Raw genomic sequence first — 18,550 nt, 5'->3', positions numbered from 1 at the left:
GATGTAGAATGGGTGATTTTTGTTTCAGCATAGATGAAGAACGTTACGATGACAGACATGGTCATGTGCTGAGTCTGGACGGATGGTATTCACATCCTGACAGAAAAACATATGGATTTGAACTTCTGGGAGATGGCTATGATACGGTAGAACTGCCAGAGATCCAGAGACGGGAGCGGCCGGATGTCGCACAGGCTCTTGGATGTGAATTCGGGGATTTTCTGCCGGGATTTACCGTTCAGATCCCGGAGGTACTGAAACTGGCAGAGAAATATCAGAGTCTGGAACTTTTTCTCCGCGACGGGGAAGAACGTGTCAGTATCTGGGAGATCAGTGCAGACGAACTGGATGAATTGATCAAAGAAAATCTTGTGGAATATCATCTGGACCGTGTTGAGATCCTGTATGATACGATGCTGGAGATCCAGGGATGGGTCGTTGATCAGAGAGGAAGCGTGGAAGTGACGGTACATCAGGAGGATGCATCACTTCTGGACTGCCGGATCAGCAGAGGACGCAGACCGGATGTGGTCGAGAGAAGGAATCTTGATGAGGAATATAAGACGCAGGAGATCGGATTCAGGATCTCTGCGGCGCTTCCGGAGATCAAAGGCGGAGAGATCATTCTTCATTTCTGTGGTGATTCTGTCACCAAAACATATACGATTGACATCGAGGAACTTCGGAAACAAAATAAACCAAAAGGATTCTTAAGCAGGCTTTTTGGCAAAGAGAGTGTGGCAGAAGGTGGATATGAAGCATGGCTTGCGCGCCATAAGGTGGATAAGAGAACCCTTCGCAGGCAGAAACATGCTGCTTTTGCACAGAAGCCGCTCATCAGCATTGTGATTCCGCTGTACTGCACACCGCTTCCTTATCTTAAGGAACTGCTGGAGTCTGTCCGCAGACAGTCCTATGAGAACTGGCAGCTCTGCCTGGCAGACGGAAGCCCGGATGACAAGGTAAAAGAATTCATTGAGAAGCATTACGGCAGAGAGAAACGTATTGTTTACCGCAAGCTGGAAGAGAATGGCGGGATCTCCGTCAACACAAATGAGGCGGTCGCGCTGGCAGCAGGCGAGTATCTTATGCTCTGCGATCACGATGACACCCTGGAACCGGATGCTCTCTATGAGATCGTCAAAGCGATCAACGATACAGGTGCCGATGTGCTTTATACCGATGAGGATAAGGTCAGCATGGACGGCCGGCATTACTTTGACCCGAATTTCAAACCTGACTTTAACCTGTTCCGTCTGAGGGAAAACAACTATATCTGTCATATTTTTGTTGTGAAAAAAAGCCTGACAGACGAAACGGGACTTCTCCGGTCTGAATTTGACGGCGCGCAGGATTTTGATTTTATCTTACGCTGCTGCGAAAAGGCGCAGAAGATCACACATATCCCGAAAGTGCTGTATCACTGGAGATGCCACATGGACTCCACAGCGGCAGATCCTTCCAGCAAGGCATACGCATATGAAGCAGGAAGAAAAGCCGTCCGTGAGCATTACCAGAGACTGGGCATCGATGCGAAGGTGGAGATGACAGAACGTCCTGGCTGGTATCGAAGCCATGTGAAGGTTCAGGGAAATCCACTTATTTCTGTCATTATTCCGAACAAAGATCATACAGATGATCTGGAGCTGTGCCTGTTTTCCATGACACGGAAATCAACATATCGCAATTATGAGATCCTGATCGTAGAGAACAACAGCGAGAAGGAAGAAACCTTTGAATATTACAGAAAACTCCCGGACCGTTATCCGAAGGCGAGGGTACTGACCTGGGAAAAAGAATTCAACTATTCCGCGATCAACAATTTCGCTGCTAAGGAAGCGAAGGGAGAGTATCTTCTTTTCCTGAACAACGATGTGGAGATCCTGACACCGGACTGGATGGAAGAAATGCTCCAGAACTGCCAGCAGGAAAACGTGGCGGCTGTGGGAGCGAAGCTTTATTACCCGGATGATACGATCCAGCATGCGGGTGTTGTCCTGGGACTTGGAGGCATCGCAGGCCATATCATGTGCCGTGCATCGAAAGAAGACCCGGGCTATTTTGGACGTATGATCAGCGTGCAGGAGATCAGTGCGGTGACAGCGGCGTGCATGATGGTAAAGAAATCCGATTTTGATGCCGTGGGCGGTCTTGATGAGACTTTCCAGGTGGCATTTAATGATATCGATCTGTGCATGAAATTCCGTGCGGCAGGAAAGAAGATCATTTTTACACCGTATGCAGAACTGTATCACTATGAATCAAAATCAAGAGGACTGGAAGATACACCGGAAAAACAGTTCCGCTTTGACAAAGAAGTAAAGAGATTCCAGGAGAAATGGGCGCAGCAGCTTGAGATGGGGGACCCGTATTACAGCCCGAATCTTTCTGTGACAGAAGGGGACTGTTCCCTGAGAGAAGACTGAGAAATGAGGTTGGATATAGATTATGGCAAGAGAAATTTTTGAAGTGACCAAGGACAGGTTCCATCTTCAGAATCCATGTTGTTACATCCTTCAGGGAACCTGGCCAAAAGAAGCAAGAATGCGTGCCTGCCTGGACGGATCAGAAGTAAAGGCAGAGATCAAGAAACTGGAGATGGTCAGTGCACTGGAGCGTTTCAAGGATCCTGATCTGATGCGCGGCGAGAGGATCACGGCTGAGATCCGTCTCCCGGAATCACTGGAAGGCTTTCAGAAACTTTCCGTTTATGCAGATATGCCGGACAAAAACTTCTGCTGGTTTTCTGTTCCGGTCAAAGAACTGGAACGACGCAGAGGCAAACCGCAGTTTTTTATCGAAGAAGAAAAGGTGCAGCAGGGCTTCCTGAGAGTACGTGGATGGGCTGTGGCATCTGAACCGGTCAAAATTCAGATCTTTGATGAAAATAAAGAGAAGATTTCAGCAGAAATCCTCCGTACAGAACGTGTCGACGTGGAACAGCTTTATGAGGAGACAGAGATCCATGATAAGACAGGATTCTTTGTAGAACTGACAAACCTTACAGGCAAATTTGTCTATATTGTTTTTTATGCAGGAAATACGAAGTCTGTCCATATCGCACACCTTCAGCCGACTGTTGTCCTTCGCAAAAAGGTCGGGAAATATGCCAAAAAAGGCTTACGTTACTGGAGAAGCCAGGGAAGCGTGGCGCTGGTGGGCAAAATCGCAGCCAAGGTTAAGACAGCTTCTACAAGAGAAATTCCATATCAGAAGTGGATCCTCAGGCATCTTCCGAGCCAGAAAGAACTGGAGAAACAGAGAAGAGAGAAATTCGACTTCCAGCCAAAGATCTCTATCGTGATCCCGTTATACAAGACCCCTGAGAAATACTTAAGACAGCTGGTTGATACCGTCAAGGCACAGACTTATCCGAACTGGGAACTCTGTCTTTCTGACGGAAGCGGTGCAGATTCACCGATCGCAGGACTCCTTAAGGAGCTTGCAGCATCGGATGAACGTATCAAAGTAGTTTCTCATAACCAGCAGCTTCAGATCTCTGGGAATACCAATGCAGGAATCGAGATCGCAACGGGGGATTACATCGCTTTTGCAGATCATGACGATGAACTGACACCGCATGCACTGTTTGAGTGCGTCAAGGCCTTGAATAAAGACCGCAGGATCCGTGTTCTGTATTCTGATGAAGATAAGATGTCGATGGATGGACATAAGTTCTTCCAGCCGCATTTCAAACCAGATTACAACCCGGATCTTCTCTGTACCGTAAACTATATCTGCCATCTGTTTGTGGTTGACAGAGAGATCATTAATAAAGTCGGTACTCTCCGCAGTGAATTTGACGGCGCGCAGGATTATGATTTTATTTTCCGCTGTATTGAGGCGGTAGATCCTTCAGAAATCTATCATATCCCGAAGATCCTGTACCACTGGAGATGTCATGAGGACTCCACGGCCGAGAATCCGGAGAGCAAGGCGTATGCATTTGAGGCAGGAAAACGTGCGATCGAGGCACATTATGAGAGAACAGGCATCCATGCGGAAGTATACCAGGGAGAGTTCCTGGGACTTTACAGAACAAGATTTATCCGTGACCATGATCCGCTGATCTCCATCATCATTCCGAATAAGGATCATATTGATGATCTGAAACGCTGCATGGATTCAATCGATAAGAAATCAACGTATCAGAACTACGAATACATCATTGTGGAAAACAACAGTACAGATGATAAGACCTTTGCATATTACAAGGAACTGGAAGCATCCAACCCGAAAGCACATGTTGTTTACTGGGACAGAGAGTTCAACTATTCCGCGATCAACAACTACGGCGCATCCTTTGCGAAGGGCGAGTATATCCTGCTTCTGAACAATGACACAGAGATCATCAATGATGACTGTCTGGAAGAACTTCTTGGCTACTGTATGAGAAGTGATGTAGGTGCAGTCGGTGCGAGAATGTATTATGAGGATGATACGATCCAGCATGCCGGTGTAGTTATTGGCTTTGGTGGAATCGCAGGACACTGTTTCGTGCTCCAGCCTCGTGGAACGACAGGCTATTGCCACAGGATCATCTGCGCGCAGGATTACAGTGCGGTGACAGCAGCCTGCATGATGGTGAAGAAAGAAGCATTTGATAAGGTAGGCGGTCTGACAGAAGAACTTGCCGTTGCCTTTAATGATATTGATTTCTGTATGAAGCTCCGTGCAGCCGGATACCTGATCGTGTATAATCCATATGCAGAACTGTATCACTACGAATCCAAATCCAGAGGACTTGAGGACACACCGGAAAAAGTGGCACGTTTCAACAAAGAGATCCAGATCTTTGAGAAACGCTGGCCGGATATCCTGAGAAACGGCGATCCGTATTACAATCCAAATCTGACCTTAAAGAGTCAGGATTTTTCGCTGAGACGTATATAGGAGGATTTTCTGATGAAAGTATTAGTAACAGGCGTAAAAGGACAGCTTGGCTATGATGTAATGAACGAGCTGGCAAAAAGAGGCTACGAAGGAGTCGGCGTTGATGTTGCCGAGATGGACATCACAGACAGCGCGGCCGTAGAAAAAGTGATCTCAGAAGTTCATCCGGATAAAGTTGTCCACTGTGCAGCGTGGACTGCTGTGGATGCAGCGGAGGATAACCAGGAGGTCTGCCACAAAGTAAATGTGGATGGAACAGCAAATATTGCAAAGATGTGTGGAAAACTCGACATTCCGATGGTATACATCAGCACAGACTATGTGTTTGACGGACAGGGAATCCGCCCGTGGGAGCCGGATGATCCGGTCGTAGAGCCGCTGAATGTCTATGGACAGTCCAAATACGAAGGTGAAGTTGCCGTGGAAAAATATGCTCCGAAGCACTACATCGTGCGTATTGCATGGGTATTCGGACTGAACGGCAAAAACTTCATCAAGACCATGATCAATCTTGGCAAAACACATGATACCCTGACTGTTGTAAATGACCAGATCGGTACACCGACTTACACCTACGACCTTGCAAGACTTCTTGTAGATATGCTGGAAAAAGAAGAGTACGGCAAATACCATGCAACAAATGAAGGCGGTTACATTTCCTGGTATGATTTTGCAAAAGAGATCTTCGCTCAGGCAGGTATGGATGTCAAAGTCCTCCCGGTAAGTTCTGCGGAATATCCGGCAAAGGCAAAACGTCCGTCCAACAGCCGTATGGAGAAGAAGAAACTCGACGAGCATGGATTTACCCGTCTTCCGGACTGGAAAGATGCTCTTGGACGTTATCTGAAGGAAATTATGTAAACTGATGAAAGAAAAGATGAAATCAAGCTCAAAGATCCGGACAGTGCAGAAGCTGTCCGGATTTTGTCAAAGCCCTGATGTGAGGGCGCTTTGTTTTTTATTTCTGCTGCTGAGTGCAAGCTGTAGTTTTATATTCCGGGATTATTTATATGGAAATGACCTGATGATCTTCAACGATATCGGAAGTGATACCTGGCAGCAGTACATCATGAACTATACCAGCATTGTGAACCATCTGCGGGACGGCAGCTTTTCTCTCTGGGATTTTAATAACGGGCTGGGGATCAACCAGTTTAACTTTAACCTGTTTGATCCGTTCCTGATGCTGCTTTATGGAGTCGGTGTTGTTCTGGGACCGGCACATATGCTTCTGTATATCAATGTCATTCAGATCCTCAAGATCATGGTGGCGGCGTTTGCTTTTTACTGGTTTCTGTCACAGTTTTCTTTCAGCGTGCCGTCAAAGATGATCACGTCTTATGCTTATGCGCTGAATGGGTTTCTCCTGGTGTGGGGGCAGCATTACCAGTTTGGAACGGTCGTGATCTATTTTCCGCTGATGCTTCTTTTCTGTGAGAAGTTCATCCAGAAAAAGAAAGGAAAGGCACTGTTTCCGGTCATGGTATTCCTGTGCGGGATCTACAGCGTGTACTTTACATACATGTGCCTGGCGGCGACCGGGCTGTATCTGCTTTTCCGGATCCTGATGCTGGACGGACTTACCTGGAAAGAGAGGATACAGAGATTTCTGCTCGGCTGCGCGGAGATGATCATGGGCGTGGGAATGAGCCTTGTCGTGTTCCTTCCGATGGCAGAAGTTCTCCTGGATGTGTCTTCCAGACTGGAAAGCGACGGAACAGGGCTCCTTGATTTCCTGCGCCAGTGTTTTACGCCATATTCAAGGAAGTTTTATCTGTCCATGCTCAAGAGAATGTTCTCAAGCAACTTACAGAACGGTTACGGACTGGCAAAAGGACCGCAGCAGTATGTGATGAACTATTACGAAGATCCAGTCCTTTTCTGCTCAACGCTGGCTGTTTTTCTGAATGTGCAGTTTCTTGCAGTCCTCCGAAAAGCAGACATGACGAAGCGGGCAAAAAGAGTACTCTATGGAGTGGCTGCCCTGATCCTTGTCGGAACTGCACTCCCGGTCGGAGGAACGGTCTTTAATTACTTCACACTGCCGACACAGCGTTATACATTTGTGCTGATGACAGTCTTTCTGCTTTTGATGGCGTGGATGTGGGATTACATGCGAAAAGGCGGCAAGCTGAACCTTGTGCTGATTCTTGCGGTGACTGCCCTCATGGGCTGGGCATACTGGTGCGGATATGAGCAGGCGGGCTTCCAGGAATACAGGACAAATATCCTGATCCTGACCGTCACAGGAATTCTGACAGCCGTCTGCCTGACGCTACTCTGTTTCCTGAAGGATACACAGATAAGAAATGTGATCCTAGGAGTTATGGGCGTTGTGCTTGTCGTGAACGTGGTTTCTGAGGGCGGAACAAATTATCAGAACCGCGTCACCATGAAAAAGACAGATGTTCCGGCAGAAGTGATGGTGCAGGAAACACAGCGCTATGAGGAGATGCGGACTTCTGATGACAAGGAGATAAAATACCGCGCAGAGATCGAGAAACCGCAGGATTTTTTCCGGGAGATGTACCGTGTCGATCTTGCGGACTGCCTGAACTATCTCAAAGAAAATGATCCGACGTTCTACCGTGTAGAGAAGGATTATATTTCGGGAACTGTTTCGATGGATTCTTCCGGGCAGGGATACCGCGGGATTTCGACTTATAATTCTGTCATGAACGGAAATGTCAAAGAATTTGTTGAGACCTGTTATCCGGAACTGTTTTTTGCAGATCACAATCATTATACGTTCTGGAACAATGTGGACGATAACTGGCTGGCTGCTTTCCTGGGCGTGAAATACATCCTTTCCGGAAACGGAGAACCGGACGAGACAAAATATAAGCTGCTGGATCAGGTGGGAAGTCTTTATATCCATGAGAATGTACTGGATGCACAGACAGCGCATTTCTATACGCAGGATATTTCAGAGGAGAGCCTTAAGGAACTCTGCACAGAGGAGAACAGGGAAGAACTTCTCGGAGAGGCGATCGCCCTGGAGGATGGAACGGAGATCGGAGATGCATCTGAGATCCAGACACTCAAATCCGAGGAGCAGGAGACAGCAGAGCAAAATTCTTCCGTGACGCTGGATGCGCCGCAGAAAGACTCTGTTGTGACAGGAAGTGTCCATGCAGAAGCAGATGGATATGCCCTGTTTATGATCCCATATGAAAAAGGCTGGAGTCTCACGATCGATGGAGAAAAAGCGGAACTGCTCCGCGGCGATATCGGATTCCTTGCATGTGAAGTGCCAGAGGGAGATCATACGATCCTTCTTACCTTCGAGGCACCGGGATTAAAGGCAGGCACGATAGGAAGTGTGCTGTTCTGGATCTTGTTTGCACAGAGCAGGCTCCTGATCATACGAAAGAATAAAACCAGAAAATCAGCGGGTGCTTGAGGGCACACCGCTGATTTTCTGGTTTATGAGAAGTGAAAAAATTGGAATGTATTTTGACCCGTAACTGTGAGGGTACTGAACAGTTACGATTTTGCTACTTTGATGATTCTCCAGAGAAGTAGAAGGAAGAGTATGAGACCGGCACCGCCGAACAGGATGTATGGAAGATTGTTCCTGTCTGCGGAATATTCTCTGGCAGCTTCTATATTCTGGTTGCTTTCAGTAGAAAAAGAAGAATTGTCTTCATGGGTGGCTGCCATAGTTGCTGTTCCGACAGGAGTACCACCAAAGAAATACTGACGGCTGTACTGTCCGTTTTCCTGTTCTTCGCCATCTTCAGTAGTGAGACTGTCTGCTGTGGCGCCGACAGGTACGTAGACATTGCCGCCGGAAACCATGTTGAAGTCGTTGTCTCCGAGGGAGAGCATCTGGAAATTATCAAATCCGTAGTTAAACAGGCTGACTGCTTCTGTTGTAGTTACACCGGAAGCACCCTGAAGAACAACAGCGATCAAGGTGACATCGTCCTTTTCGGCTACACAGACGAGTGTGCTGCCGGAGGCTTCTGTATAACCTTCCCTTCCACCAAGACAGTACTGATAATAGGCTGCATTGGATGAAGACATCAATGGAAAATTGTTGGTCAGTACACGTTCACCACCGGATACGTTAGTCGCTGGGATCGTATAAGAAACTGTATTGGAAATGGTCCGGAAGGATTCATTATCAATAGCTGCCTTCATAATAAGTGCCATGTCATGTGCGGTGGTATGCTGATTTTCATCTGGAAGTCCGGTAGACTTGGTAAATACTGTGTTGGTGCAGCCAAGCTGTGCAGCCCGGTCATTCATCATCTGAACGAAGTTTTCAACAGAACCGCCAACGTGTTCTGCAACCTGAAGTGCGATGTCATTTGCTGAGGAGAGCATGATCGCATAGAGGCATTGTTCCATTGTAAAAACCTCTCCAAGCTGTGCGGAAATATTGGCACCTCCGTCAGTAACACCGGAAACACCGGTTTCTGTCATGGTGACTTCATCAGTAAGCTGCGAATTTTCAAGAGCGACCAGGACAGTCATGACTTTGACTGTAGCACCGGGATACAGTTCCTGATCCATGTTTTTGGAATAAAGCATCGTCTGTGTGCTGTCCTCCATGATTACGGCCGCTGTGGAAGTAATCTCTGGTCCCTGAGGCCATCCCGGAATGCTGTTTGTTGTTATAGCAGAAGTAGCAGCCTGGGCAGTATCTGCGGCTGTTTCCTCGGCGGCCAGGACCGGTGTCTGGAACAATACAGAACAAGAAAGTCCCAGAGCCAGAAGACCGCTGTATAATCTTTTTAATCTCATAATCTATCTCCTGTGACTGATAAAATAGTGTGTCGTTTTTAACAAAAAAATACATATCAATTCATATCATATCCCATTTTTCGACGCAATTCAAGCAGAATGATATAGCCCCTTGCAAAAATAGGCCTGGAATGATAAAATAAAGCCGATTATGAGTAAAATTATTGTAAAATATGTGTTGCTGTGAGCAGTAACAAATAAGTAAAGTCTGAGGACACAATATATGAATAAAAAACAACAGGCAGGAGGCGGGATCCAGTGGGGACGCATGCTCAAGAAAATGAATCCCTACACGATCCAGAAGGGCTTCCGCTATCTGAAGCACTATGGACCGAAGGAATTCTGGATCCGTCTCCATGAACGTTTTGAGCCGGAAGAAGTTCCCTATGGTCCGTGGTATGAAGCGTATATTCCGGATAAGGCGGAACTTGAGAAGCAGAAGAAACATAAGTTTGCATACACACCGCGGATCAGTGTTGCTGTGCCGGCATTCCGTACACCGGAGGTTTTTCTGCGCCAGATGATCCAGTCACTTCTTGACCAGACCTATCCGAACTGGGAACTCTGTATTGCAAATGGAAGTCCGGATGATACGGAGATGACAGCCATCCTTAAGGAATATGCGTCAGCAGATCGGAGGATCTGCGTCAGAGATCTGCGCGAGAATCTGGGAATCGCAGGAAATACCAATGCGGCACTTACGATGGCATCAGGAGAGTTTGTGGGTCTTCTGGATCACGATGACCTTCTGGCACCGAATGCCCTTTATGAGATCGTTAAGAAACTCAATGAGGACAGAGAACTGGATGCCGTTTACACAGACGAGGACAAGGTCACAACAGACTTAAGTGAACATTTCCAGCCTCATCTGAAACCGGATTTCAACCTGGATCTCCTGAGGTCCAACAACTATATCTGTCACTTTTTTGTAGTCCGCAAGACTATCGTGGATAAGGTCGGCGGTTTCCGTCAGGAATTTGACGGGGCACAGGATCATGACTTTATTTTCCGCTGTGTGGAGGAAGCTTCCGGCAGAGTCGGACATGTACCGGAGATCGTTTATCATTGGCGTACACACAAGGCATCGACTGCAGATAATCCTGCCAGCAAGATGTATGCGTTTGATGCAGGCAAAAGAGCAATCGAAGCACACCTCAAGCGCGTGGGCGTAGAGGGTGAAGTAAGCCATACACCGGATCTTGGATTTTTCCGCGTGAAATATCCGGTCCACGGAGAGCCTATGGTTTCTATCATCATCCCAAATAAGGATGAGAAGGAATCCTTACAGGCATGCATAGAATCCATCAGGGAAAAAACAGAATATCAGAATTACGAGATCCTGATCATTGAGAATAACAGTACTTCCGAGGAGATTTTTCATTATTACAAAGAACTCTCCAGAGATCCAAAGATCCGTCTGCTCAGATGGAAGAAGGAATTCAACTATTCTGCCATCAACAACTATGGTGTCCGCCATGCAAAGGGCGATTACTTACTGTTCCTTAACAATGATGTGACGGTGATCACACCGGGCTGGATCAAAGAAATGCTCGGTGTCTGCCAGCGAGGAGAGGTCGGGGTGGTCGGCGTGAAGCTGATCTATCCGGACAATACGATCCAGCATGCAGGCTGTGTGATCGGTATCGGCGGCATTGCAGGCCATATGTTTGTTGACATGCCGGCGAACAGAACCGGGTATCTCCACAAGGCTTCGATCCTTCAGGATATGAGTGCTGTGACTGCGGCGTGCATGATGATGAAGCGCAGTGCATTTGAGGAAGCAGGCGGATTTACAGAGAAACTGTCTGTTGCATTTAACGATGTGGATCTGTGTCTGAAAGTTCGTAAGAATGGAAGTCTGATCGTGTATGATCCATATGTTCAGTTATATCATATGGAATCCAAGACGAGAGGTGCAGAGGACAGCGAGGCGAAGGTCAGACGTTTTCAGGAAGAAATTGAATACATGCGCTGTCAGTGGATCGACATCCTCAGGAAAGGTGATCCTTACTATAACAAGAATCTGTCTCTGACCAAATGGAATTACTCCCTTCGTCCGATCCGGGGAATGGAGAATAAGGAGAAATAATATGGAAGTATCGGTTGTCATACCGAATTATAATGGAATTGCGTTTCTGGACAGCGTACTTGCAAGTCTGGAAGGGCAGACACTCAAAAATTTCGAAGTGATCTTTGTGGATAATGGTTCTTCTGACGGAAGCTGTTCTTTCGTTGCGGGCAATTATCCGTGGGTGCATATCATTGAACTGCCTGAAAATTATGGTTTCTGCAAGGCAGTTAATGAAGGGATCAAAGCTTCCAGAGCACCGTATGTCCTTCTTCTGAACAATGATACAGAAGTGAAAGAGGATTTTCTGGAAGAGATGGTCGCCGCGATCCGCAGGCACAAGAGAGCTTTTTCCTGTGCGGCGAGAATGGTGCAGTATCATGACAGAGACCGCCTGGATGATGCAGGCAATTTCTACAATGCACTTGGCTGGTCTTTTGCGAGAGGCAAGGGCAGGGATATCCATACGTATGAGAAGGAAGAACAGATATTTTCCTCCTGCGGCGGTGCTGCGATCTACAGAAGAAAACTTTTTGAAAAGATTGGATATTTTGACGAAGAACATTTTGCATATCTGGAAGATACGGATATCGGATACCGTGCAAGGATCTACGGTTACGAGAACTGGTATGCGCCAAAGGCGGTCGTTTACCATGTGGGAAGCGGCACGAGCGGATCCAGGTATAATTATTTCAAGACCAGATATTCTTCAAGAAACAACGTTTATCTGATCTACAAAAATATGCCGCTGCTTCAGATTATTCTGAATCTTCCGTTCCTGGCAGCAGGATTTTTGATCAAGTTTTTGTTTTTTGCTGTCAAGGGCATGGGCAAAGAATATCTGGCAGGTATAAAGAATGGATTTTCCATCAGCCACAAGGGTCGAAAAGTCCCGTTTTCGATGAAACATCTGCCAAATTATGCCAGGATTCAGCTGGAATTATGGAAGAATATTTTTGTCAGATTTACTGCGTAAAGGCGGATTTACAGATCGCAGAGCTAAATTTTATAAAATAAAATTTGGTATTTTATTGATTTTGACAGTCAACTATTATAAGATAAACACACATAATGAAACAGTGAGGTGACAGAAATTGATTCAGGATAATCAGAAGAATTTCAGTCGTCTCCAGATGTTAATTGATGCCGTTGTAATTGCGGTTGCTTATGTCCTTGCGTGGATGATCCGTTTTATCGGACCGTTTTCGTATTCGGCAGTCCGGGCACTGGCGTTTGAGCAGTATATGTTTGCCCTGATCTTTATTATTCCGGGCTATCTGCTGCTATACCAGGCGTTTACCTTGTATGAACCTTTGCATCTGCAGGGGCGGCGGCTTGTGCTTGCCAATATTGTCAAGGCAAATGTTCTGGGACTTCTTCTTGTAGTATTCAGTCTTTATATGATCGGAGAGCCTGATTTTTCCAGACTTACGGTCTATATTTTCTGTGTAGTTAACATCTTTATGGAATGGGGAGTCAGACTTCTGATCTATTCTATCCTTAAGGATATGCGAAAGAGGGGACTGAACCAGAAGCAGATACTGCTGGTAGGTTACAGCCGTGCAGCGGAAGAGTACATTGACAGAATTAAGGAGAATCCTCAGTGGGGATATATCGTCCGTGGAATTCTGGATGACAATGTACCGGCGGGAACCCTCTATAATGGAGTAAAGGTGATCGGACGTATTGCGAATCTGACCGTGATCCTTCCTGCAAACAGACTGGATGAGATTGCAATTACATTGGGATTAAGTGAATATTATCGTCTGGAGGAGATCGTTGCAATGTGCGAGAAATCCGGAGTACACACGAAGTTTATTCCGGACTACAATAAGATCATTCCTACAAAGCCATATACGGAGGATATACTGGGACTTCCGGTGATCAATATCCGTTATGTGCCGCTGAGTAATACATTTAATGCCATGGTCAAGAGAACTATGGATGTTGTAGGTTCTATTATGGCGATTATTGTTTCTTCGCCGGTCATGCTTCTGATGTGTATCCTTATCAAGCTGACCTCACCAGGACCGCTGATCTATAAGCAGGAGAGAGTGGGACTTCACAACAAGACTTTCCGTATGTACAAATTCCGTTCCATGGAGATTCAGCCGGAGGCCGAGGAGCGTAAAGCGTGGACGGTCAAAAACGACCCGAGAGTTACCGGAATCGGCAAGTTCATGCGAAGGACAAGTATCGATGAACTTCCACAGCTTTTTAATATTCTGAAAGGCGATATGAGCCTGGTAGGACCAAGACCGGAAAGACCTTTCTTTGTAGAGAAATTCCGTGAGGAAATACCGAGATACATGGTCAAGCATCAGGTGCGTCCCGGACTTACAGGATGGGCACAGGTCAATGGTTACCGCGGAGATACATCCATCAGGAAGCGTATAGACTGTGACCTGTACTACATTGAGAACTGGAGCATCGGATTTGACATAAAGATTTTGTTCCTGACAATTTTCAAAGGCTTTATTAACAAAAATGCATATTAAGTAAGAAGGAGAAAAGATGGCAAGAAAACCAAAATCAAAAAAGAAAAAGATACTTTTTGCGGTTGAGATCATTGTACTTCTGGTATTTATCGGCGGACTTTATGTTTACGGTCAGCTGAATACCAAACTGGACAAGATCCAGCAGCCGGTATTGGACGAAAGCAAGATCCAGGTAAACCAGGAAGTACAGGATTCCATTGATTCTGAGACCTCCACACTGACCGGATATACCACATACGCTCTGTTTGGTATTGACCACCGTGACAAGAACACTGCTCTTGGTGGAGAAAACAGTGATACAATTATTATTGCAAGTGTCAACAACGACACCAAGGACGTTAAACTTGCATCTGTTTACCGTGATACACTTCTGAACATGGGATTCAGTGACAAGGAAACCTATTCCAAGGCAAATGCCGCATATGCTTATGGAGAAGCAGAGCAGGCAATCACCATGCTGAATACAAACCTTGACCTGAATATTTCTGATTACGCGACCGTAAACTTCAATGCGCTGACAACCATTATTGATGACCTTGGCGGTCTGGATATGGATATGTCCTATGCAGAGATCGTTCATATGAACAACTACTGTGTGGAAACCGCAGAAGAAACAGAAAAAGATTACACACCGATCGAACTTCCGGAAGAACCGGAGGACATCGAAAAAATCCAGTATACTTACCATCTGAACGGTGTACAGGCAACTTCTTACTGCCGTATCCGTTATACAGCAAGCCTGGATATGGGACGTACAGAACGTCAGCGAAAAGTTATCCAGATGATCGTTGACAAAGCAAAATCAGCAGGACTGAGCACGATCTTCAAGATCATGGATGATGTATTCCCGATGGTAACCACTTCCATGGACAAGACAGAGATCCTTCAGATGCTTCCGACACTCATCGGATACAGCGTCAACGATACAACCGGTTTTCCAAGTTCTTTCAAGTTCTCCAATGTTAAGGGAAGCGTTATCGTGCCGACCTCACTGGAGTCAAACGTTATTGAACTTCACAAATTCTTGTATGACGATCCGAACTATACACCTTCTGCAACAGTACTTGCAAACAGCCAGAGAATCCTTGAAATCGTCGGCGGTGAGGCAAGTCTGGATGATACACAGAAAGTAACCGAGGAAAACAGTGCAAATGATACCGTTATTTATGAGAATAACGGAACAACATGGGAAAATACTGCCGGAAGTGACGACAGTGGAAGCAATGATAATGATTACACCGGAGGAGATACAACCGGAGGAGATACAACCGGAGGAGATACAACCGGAGGAGATACCTCTGGCGGTGATGATTACACCGGAGGAGATACAACCGGAGGAGATACAACCGGAGGAGATACTTCTGGCGGCGATGATTATGGCGGAGGAGATACAACCGGAGGAGATACTTCTGGCGGCGATGATTATGGCGGAGGAGATACAACCGGAGGAGATACTTCTGGCGGCGATGATTATGGCGGAGGAGATACAACCGGAGGAGATACTTCCGGCGGTGATGATGGCGGCGATGACGGCGGTGATTACTCCGAACCTGATTATGGCGGAGACGGCGGCGGTGAAGACATTGCAACAGAATCCGTAGAAGCAGCTTAAGCTACGAAACAATGATATAAGATGATCAGAAGGGAATTTCTCAGGCAGGAATTCCCTTCTGTTATAAATGGAGATTTATACAATGGAAAAAACAACAGATGTGATCATTCCCACATATCGCCCGGGAAAAGAATTTGGCAGGCTGATCGAGCGTCTTCAGAAACAGAGCTGCCCGATCCACAGAATCATCATAATGAATACAGAGGAGAAATTCTGGAATAAAGAATGGGATGAGAAATATCCATTTCTGGAAGTTCATCATATCCCGAAAGCAGAATTTGATCACGGCGGCACCAGGAAAAAAGCAGCCGCGCTGTCTGAGGCAGATATCATGGTATTTATGACACAGGATGCACTTCCGGCAGACGGAGAGCTGATTCAGAATCTGACAGGAGCACTTTGTTCTGATGAGCAGATCGGGGCTGCCTATGCCAGACAGCTTCCGAATGCCGAGTGTAGTTTTGTGGAGCGTTACACGAGATCTTTCAACTATCCGGAAATTTCCTGCGTTAAGACGAAGGCTGATCTTCCCAGGTATGGTATCAAGACATATTTCTGCTCCAATGTATGTGCTGCTTATAAGAAAGATATTTTTGAGAAGCTTGGAGGCTTTGTAGAGCGGACGATCTTTAATGAGGATATGATCTATGCCGGAAATCTGATCCAGGCAGGATACGGGATCGCCTATGCCGCAGATGCGAAGGTGATCCATTCTCACAATTATTCCTGCATGCAGCAGTTTCACAGAAACTTTGACCTGGGTGTTTCACAGGCAGAGCATCCGGAAATTTTTGCATCGGTGAAATCAGAAGGTGAGGGCATCCGCCTGGTGAAGCAGACATTCCGCTATCTCCTTTCCAGAGGAAAGATCTGGCTGATCCCGGGTTTTGTCATGCAGTCAGGATGCAAATATGCGGGATATCTGGCAGGTAAAAAATATCAAAAACTTCCTCGCAGAGTCGTTATGTGGTGTACAATGAGTCCCTATTACTGGAAGGCATTCTGACCAGACTGAGAGAAGGGAAACAAACAGCAACACACGCTTTTTTAAAGGAGTTATCACACTTTGAACACAATTGACTGATACACTGTTTTCATACAAGAAAAGGATAAGAGAAAGGAGCAGAAAGATGGACGATGAAAGAAGATGGAATTCGGCTCCGCAGTATGAGAAGACAGTAGAAGATTCGAATGTGCCGCCTTCCTACGCACACTATCATATGCATCAGGGAACAACGACGCAGAATTCAGGAACATCAGATAAAAGAGTAACTCCAGGAAAACAGAAACCACGGAACAGACTGGGCACCACGATTGGACTTGCAGTTGTATTTGGTCTGGTAGCAGGCATTGTTTTTCAGGGTGTGAATCTGGCAGCAGGTTTTATAACAGATACGACACAGACAGATACCGTGCAGGAACAGATAGATACAGCACAGCTTGTGACAGAAGCATCTGCTGATTCAGGAACAGGGCAGGAAGACACAGCTGCCACGGGAACAGCAGGAAGTGTAGCAAGTGTGGCCAGGGCAGCGATGCCGACGGTCGTGGCGATCACATCAGTAAGCATTCAGGAAATTCCGTATTATTTCGGATTTGGATTTTCTTCCAGAAGCACACAGCAGTATTCCAGTGAGGGCAGTGGATCAGGCATTATCGTTGGGGAAAATGACGACGAACTCCTGATCGCGACCAATAATCATGTAGTATCCGGAGCAACGACCTTAAGTGTCTGCTTTATGGGCGATGATGTGGTCAGCGCAGAGCAGGAAGCAGCAGAGACTGCTTCTGACAGCACCGGAGATGTCAATGTAGAGGATGCTGTCAGTGCCAAGATCAAGGGAACAGATGAGACAAACGATCTGGCGGTGATCGCAGTTGCGAAGTCGGATATTCCGGCAGATACACTTTCCAGTATTAAGATCGCACAGCTTGACACTTCAGATGATCTGGATGTTGGAGAGCAGGTAGTTGCAATTGGTAATGCGCTTGGTTACGGACAGTCTGTAACTTCCGGCTGGATCAGCGCATTGAACAGAACCATTTCTACAGATGATACGACCGGATCCGGACTTATTCAGACAGATGCGGCAATCAACCCGGGTAACAGCGGTGGTGCGCTTCTCAACATGAAGGGTGAGGTTATCGGAATCAATTCAGCCAAGTTTGCAAGCAATGCAGTAGAAGGAATGGGATATGCTATTCCGATTTCCAAAGCACAGCCGATCCTGGAGGAACTGATGAGCCGTCAGACAAGAGACAAGGTAGACAGCTCGGAAGCGTCTTATCTGGGAATTACACCAGTAGATCTTTCTTCTGAGACAATGGAGATGTTTGACATGCCTGTAGGTGTTTTTGTAAGCGAAGTAAGCGAAGGTGAAGCTGCTGCGAACGCAGGGATCCAGAAGGGTGACATCATCACGGGATTTGACGGACAGGCAGTTACTGGCAGGGATGATCTTGAGAGCAAGATGGTCTATTATGCAGCCGGTGAGACGGTTGATGTGACGATTTCAAGGGCAGAGGATGGACAGTACGAGGAACAGACTGTGCAGGTAACTCTGGGGAAACGCCCGAAGTCAGGATATGGAGACTGAAGCGTGGTTATAGGATAAGTATTTTATAAAAACTTTAGTTTACAGTTTGGATGGTTATGATATAATGAACGCATAGGCTCTGGACCAGGATCAGGTTCGGGGGCCTGTGCGTTCTGTATTTTACAGAACC

At 46.5% G+C, this 18,550-nt stretch carries 11 protein-coding genes; 10 read left to right on the top strand and 1 reads right to left on the bottom strand.

Features of this window, described 5'->3' with window-relative positions:
- Window positions 1–8 precede the first annotated feature (8 nt).
- Genes DXC01_RS09575 through DXC01_RS09560 form a run of 4 tightly spaced genes read left to right on the top strand, consistent with a single transcriptional unit; the run spans window position 9 to window position 8,296 of the window.
- Entirely contained in the window at window positions 9–2,426 is a 2,418-nt protein-coding gene (locus DXC01_RS09575; protein ID WP_118698814.1) for a glycosyltransferase family 2 protein, read from the top strand.
- Window positions 2,427–2,448: 22 nt separating this feature from the next.
- Window positions 2,449–4,893 (top strand): glycosyltransferase family 2 protein, encoded by a 2,445-nt coding sequence (locus tag DXC01_RS09570; RefSeq protein ID WP_118698813.1) that lies wholly within the window; start codon window positions 2,449–2,451, stop codon window positions 4,891–4,893.
- 12 nt (window positions 4,894–4,905) lie between these two features.
- Window positions 4,906–5,754: a dTDP-4-dehydrorhamnose reductase gene (gene rfbD / locus DXC01_RS09565; protein WP_118698812.1), complete on the top strand. Its 849-nt coding sequence runs from the start codon at window positions 4,906–4,908 to the stop codon at window positions 5,752–5,754.
- A gap of 4 nt (window positions 5,755–5,758) precedes the next feature.
- Entirely contained in the window at window positions 5,759–8,296 is a 2,538-nt protein-coding gene (locus tag DXC01_RS09560; protein ID WP_118698811.1) for a YfhO family protein, read from the top strand.
- A gap of 83 nt (window positions 8,297–8,379) precedes the next feature.
- Here DXC01_RS09560 and DXC01_RS09555 read toward each other — a convergent pair whose 3' ends face one another.
- A complete protein-coding gene (locus DXC01_RS09555) occupies window positions 8,380–9,645 on the bottom strand; it encodes a D-alanyl-D-alanine carboxypeptidase family protein (protein ID WP_118698810.1) in 1,266 nt (421 codons plus the stop codon).
- Between the two features lie 223 nt (window positions 9,646–9,868).
- Between DXC01_RS09555 and DXC01_RS09550 the strand changes: the two genes are divergently transcribed.
- The 6 genes from DXC01_RS09550 (at window position 9,869) to DXC01_RS09525 (ending at window position 18,420) form a co-directional block, all read left to right on the top strand.
- Window positions 9,869–11,734, top strand: a complete 1,866-nt coding sequence (locus DXC01_RS09550; protein WP_118698809.1) for a glycosyltransferase family 2 protein — start codon at window positions 9,869–9,871, stop codon at window positions 11,732–11,734.
- A gap of 1 nt (window position 11,735) precedes the next feature.
- Window positions 11,736–12,689 (top strand): glycosyltransferase family 2 protein, encoded by a 954-nt coding sequence (locus tag DXC01_RS09545; protein ID WP_022214286.1) that lies wholly within the window; start codon window positions 11,736–11,738, stop codon window positions 12,687–12,689.
- A gap of 118 nt (window positions 12,690–12,807) precedes the next feature.
- On the top strand, window positions 12,808–14,211 hold the full coding sequence (locus tag DXC01_RS09540; protein ID WP_022214285.1) for an undecaprenyl-phosphate glucose phosphotransferase: 1,404 nt from the start codon (window positions 12,808–12,810) through the stop codon (window positions 14,209–14,211).
- A 16-nt stretch (window positions 14,212–14,227) separates the two neighbouring features.
- Complete coding sequence (locus DXC01_RS20880; RefSeq protein ID WP_118698808.1) at window positions 14,228–15,823, top strand: LCP family protein; 1,596 nt, start codon at window positions 14,228–14,230, stop codon at window positions 15,821–15,823.
- 82 nt (window positions 15,824–15,905) lie between these two features.
- Window positions 15,906–16,829 carry a glycosyltransferase family 2 protein gene (locus DXC01_RS09530; RefSeq protein WP_118698807.1) on the top strand — a complete coding sequence of 308 codons (924 nt, stop codon included), beginning with the start codon at window positions 15,906–15,908 and terminating at the stop codon, window positions 16,827–16,829.
- A 124-nt stretch (window positions 16,830–16,953) separates the two neighbouring features.
- A complete protein-coding gene (locus tag DXC01_RS09525) occupies window positions 16,954–18,420 on the top strand; it encodes a S1C family serine protease (protein WP_118698806.1) in 1,467 nt (488 codons plus the stop codon).
- The last annotated feature ends 130 nt before the right edge of the window (window positions 18,421–18,550 follow it).

Origin of the sequence: Blautia sp. OM07-19 (genome assembly GCF_003481595.1) — a bacterium.
Lineage (GTDB): Bacteria > Bacillota > Clostridia > Lachnospirales > Lachnospiraceae > Blautia_A > Blautia_A intestinihominis.
The sequence above is the reverse complement of the archived record's forward strand: the minus strand, read 5'-3'. Positions and strand labels throughout refer to the sequence as shown.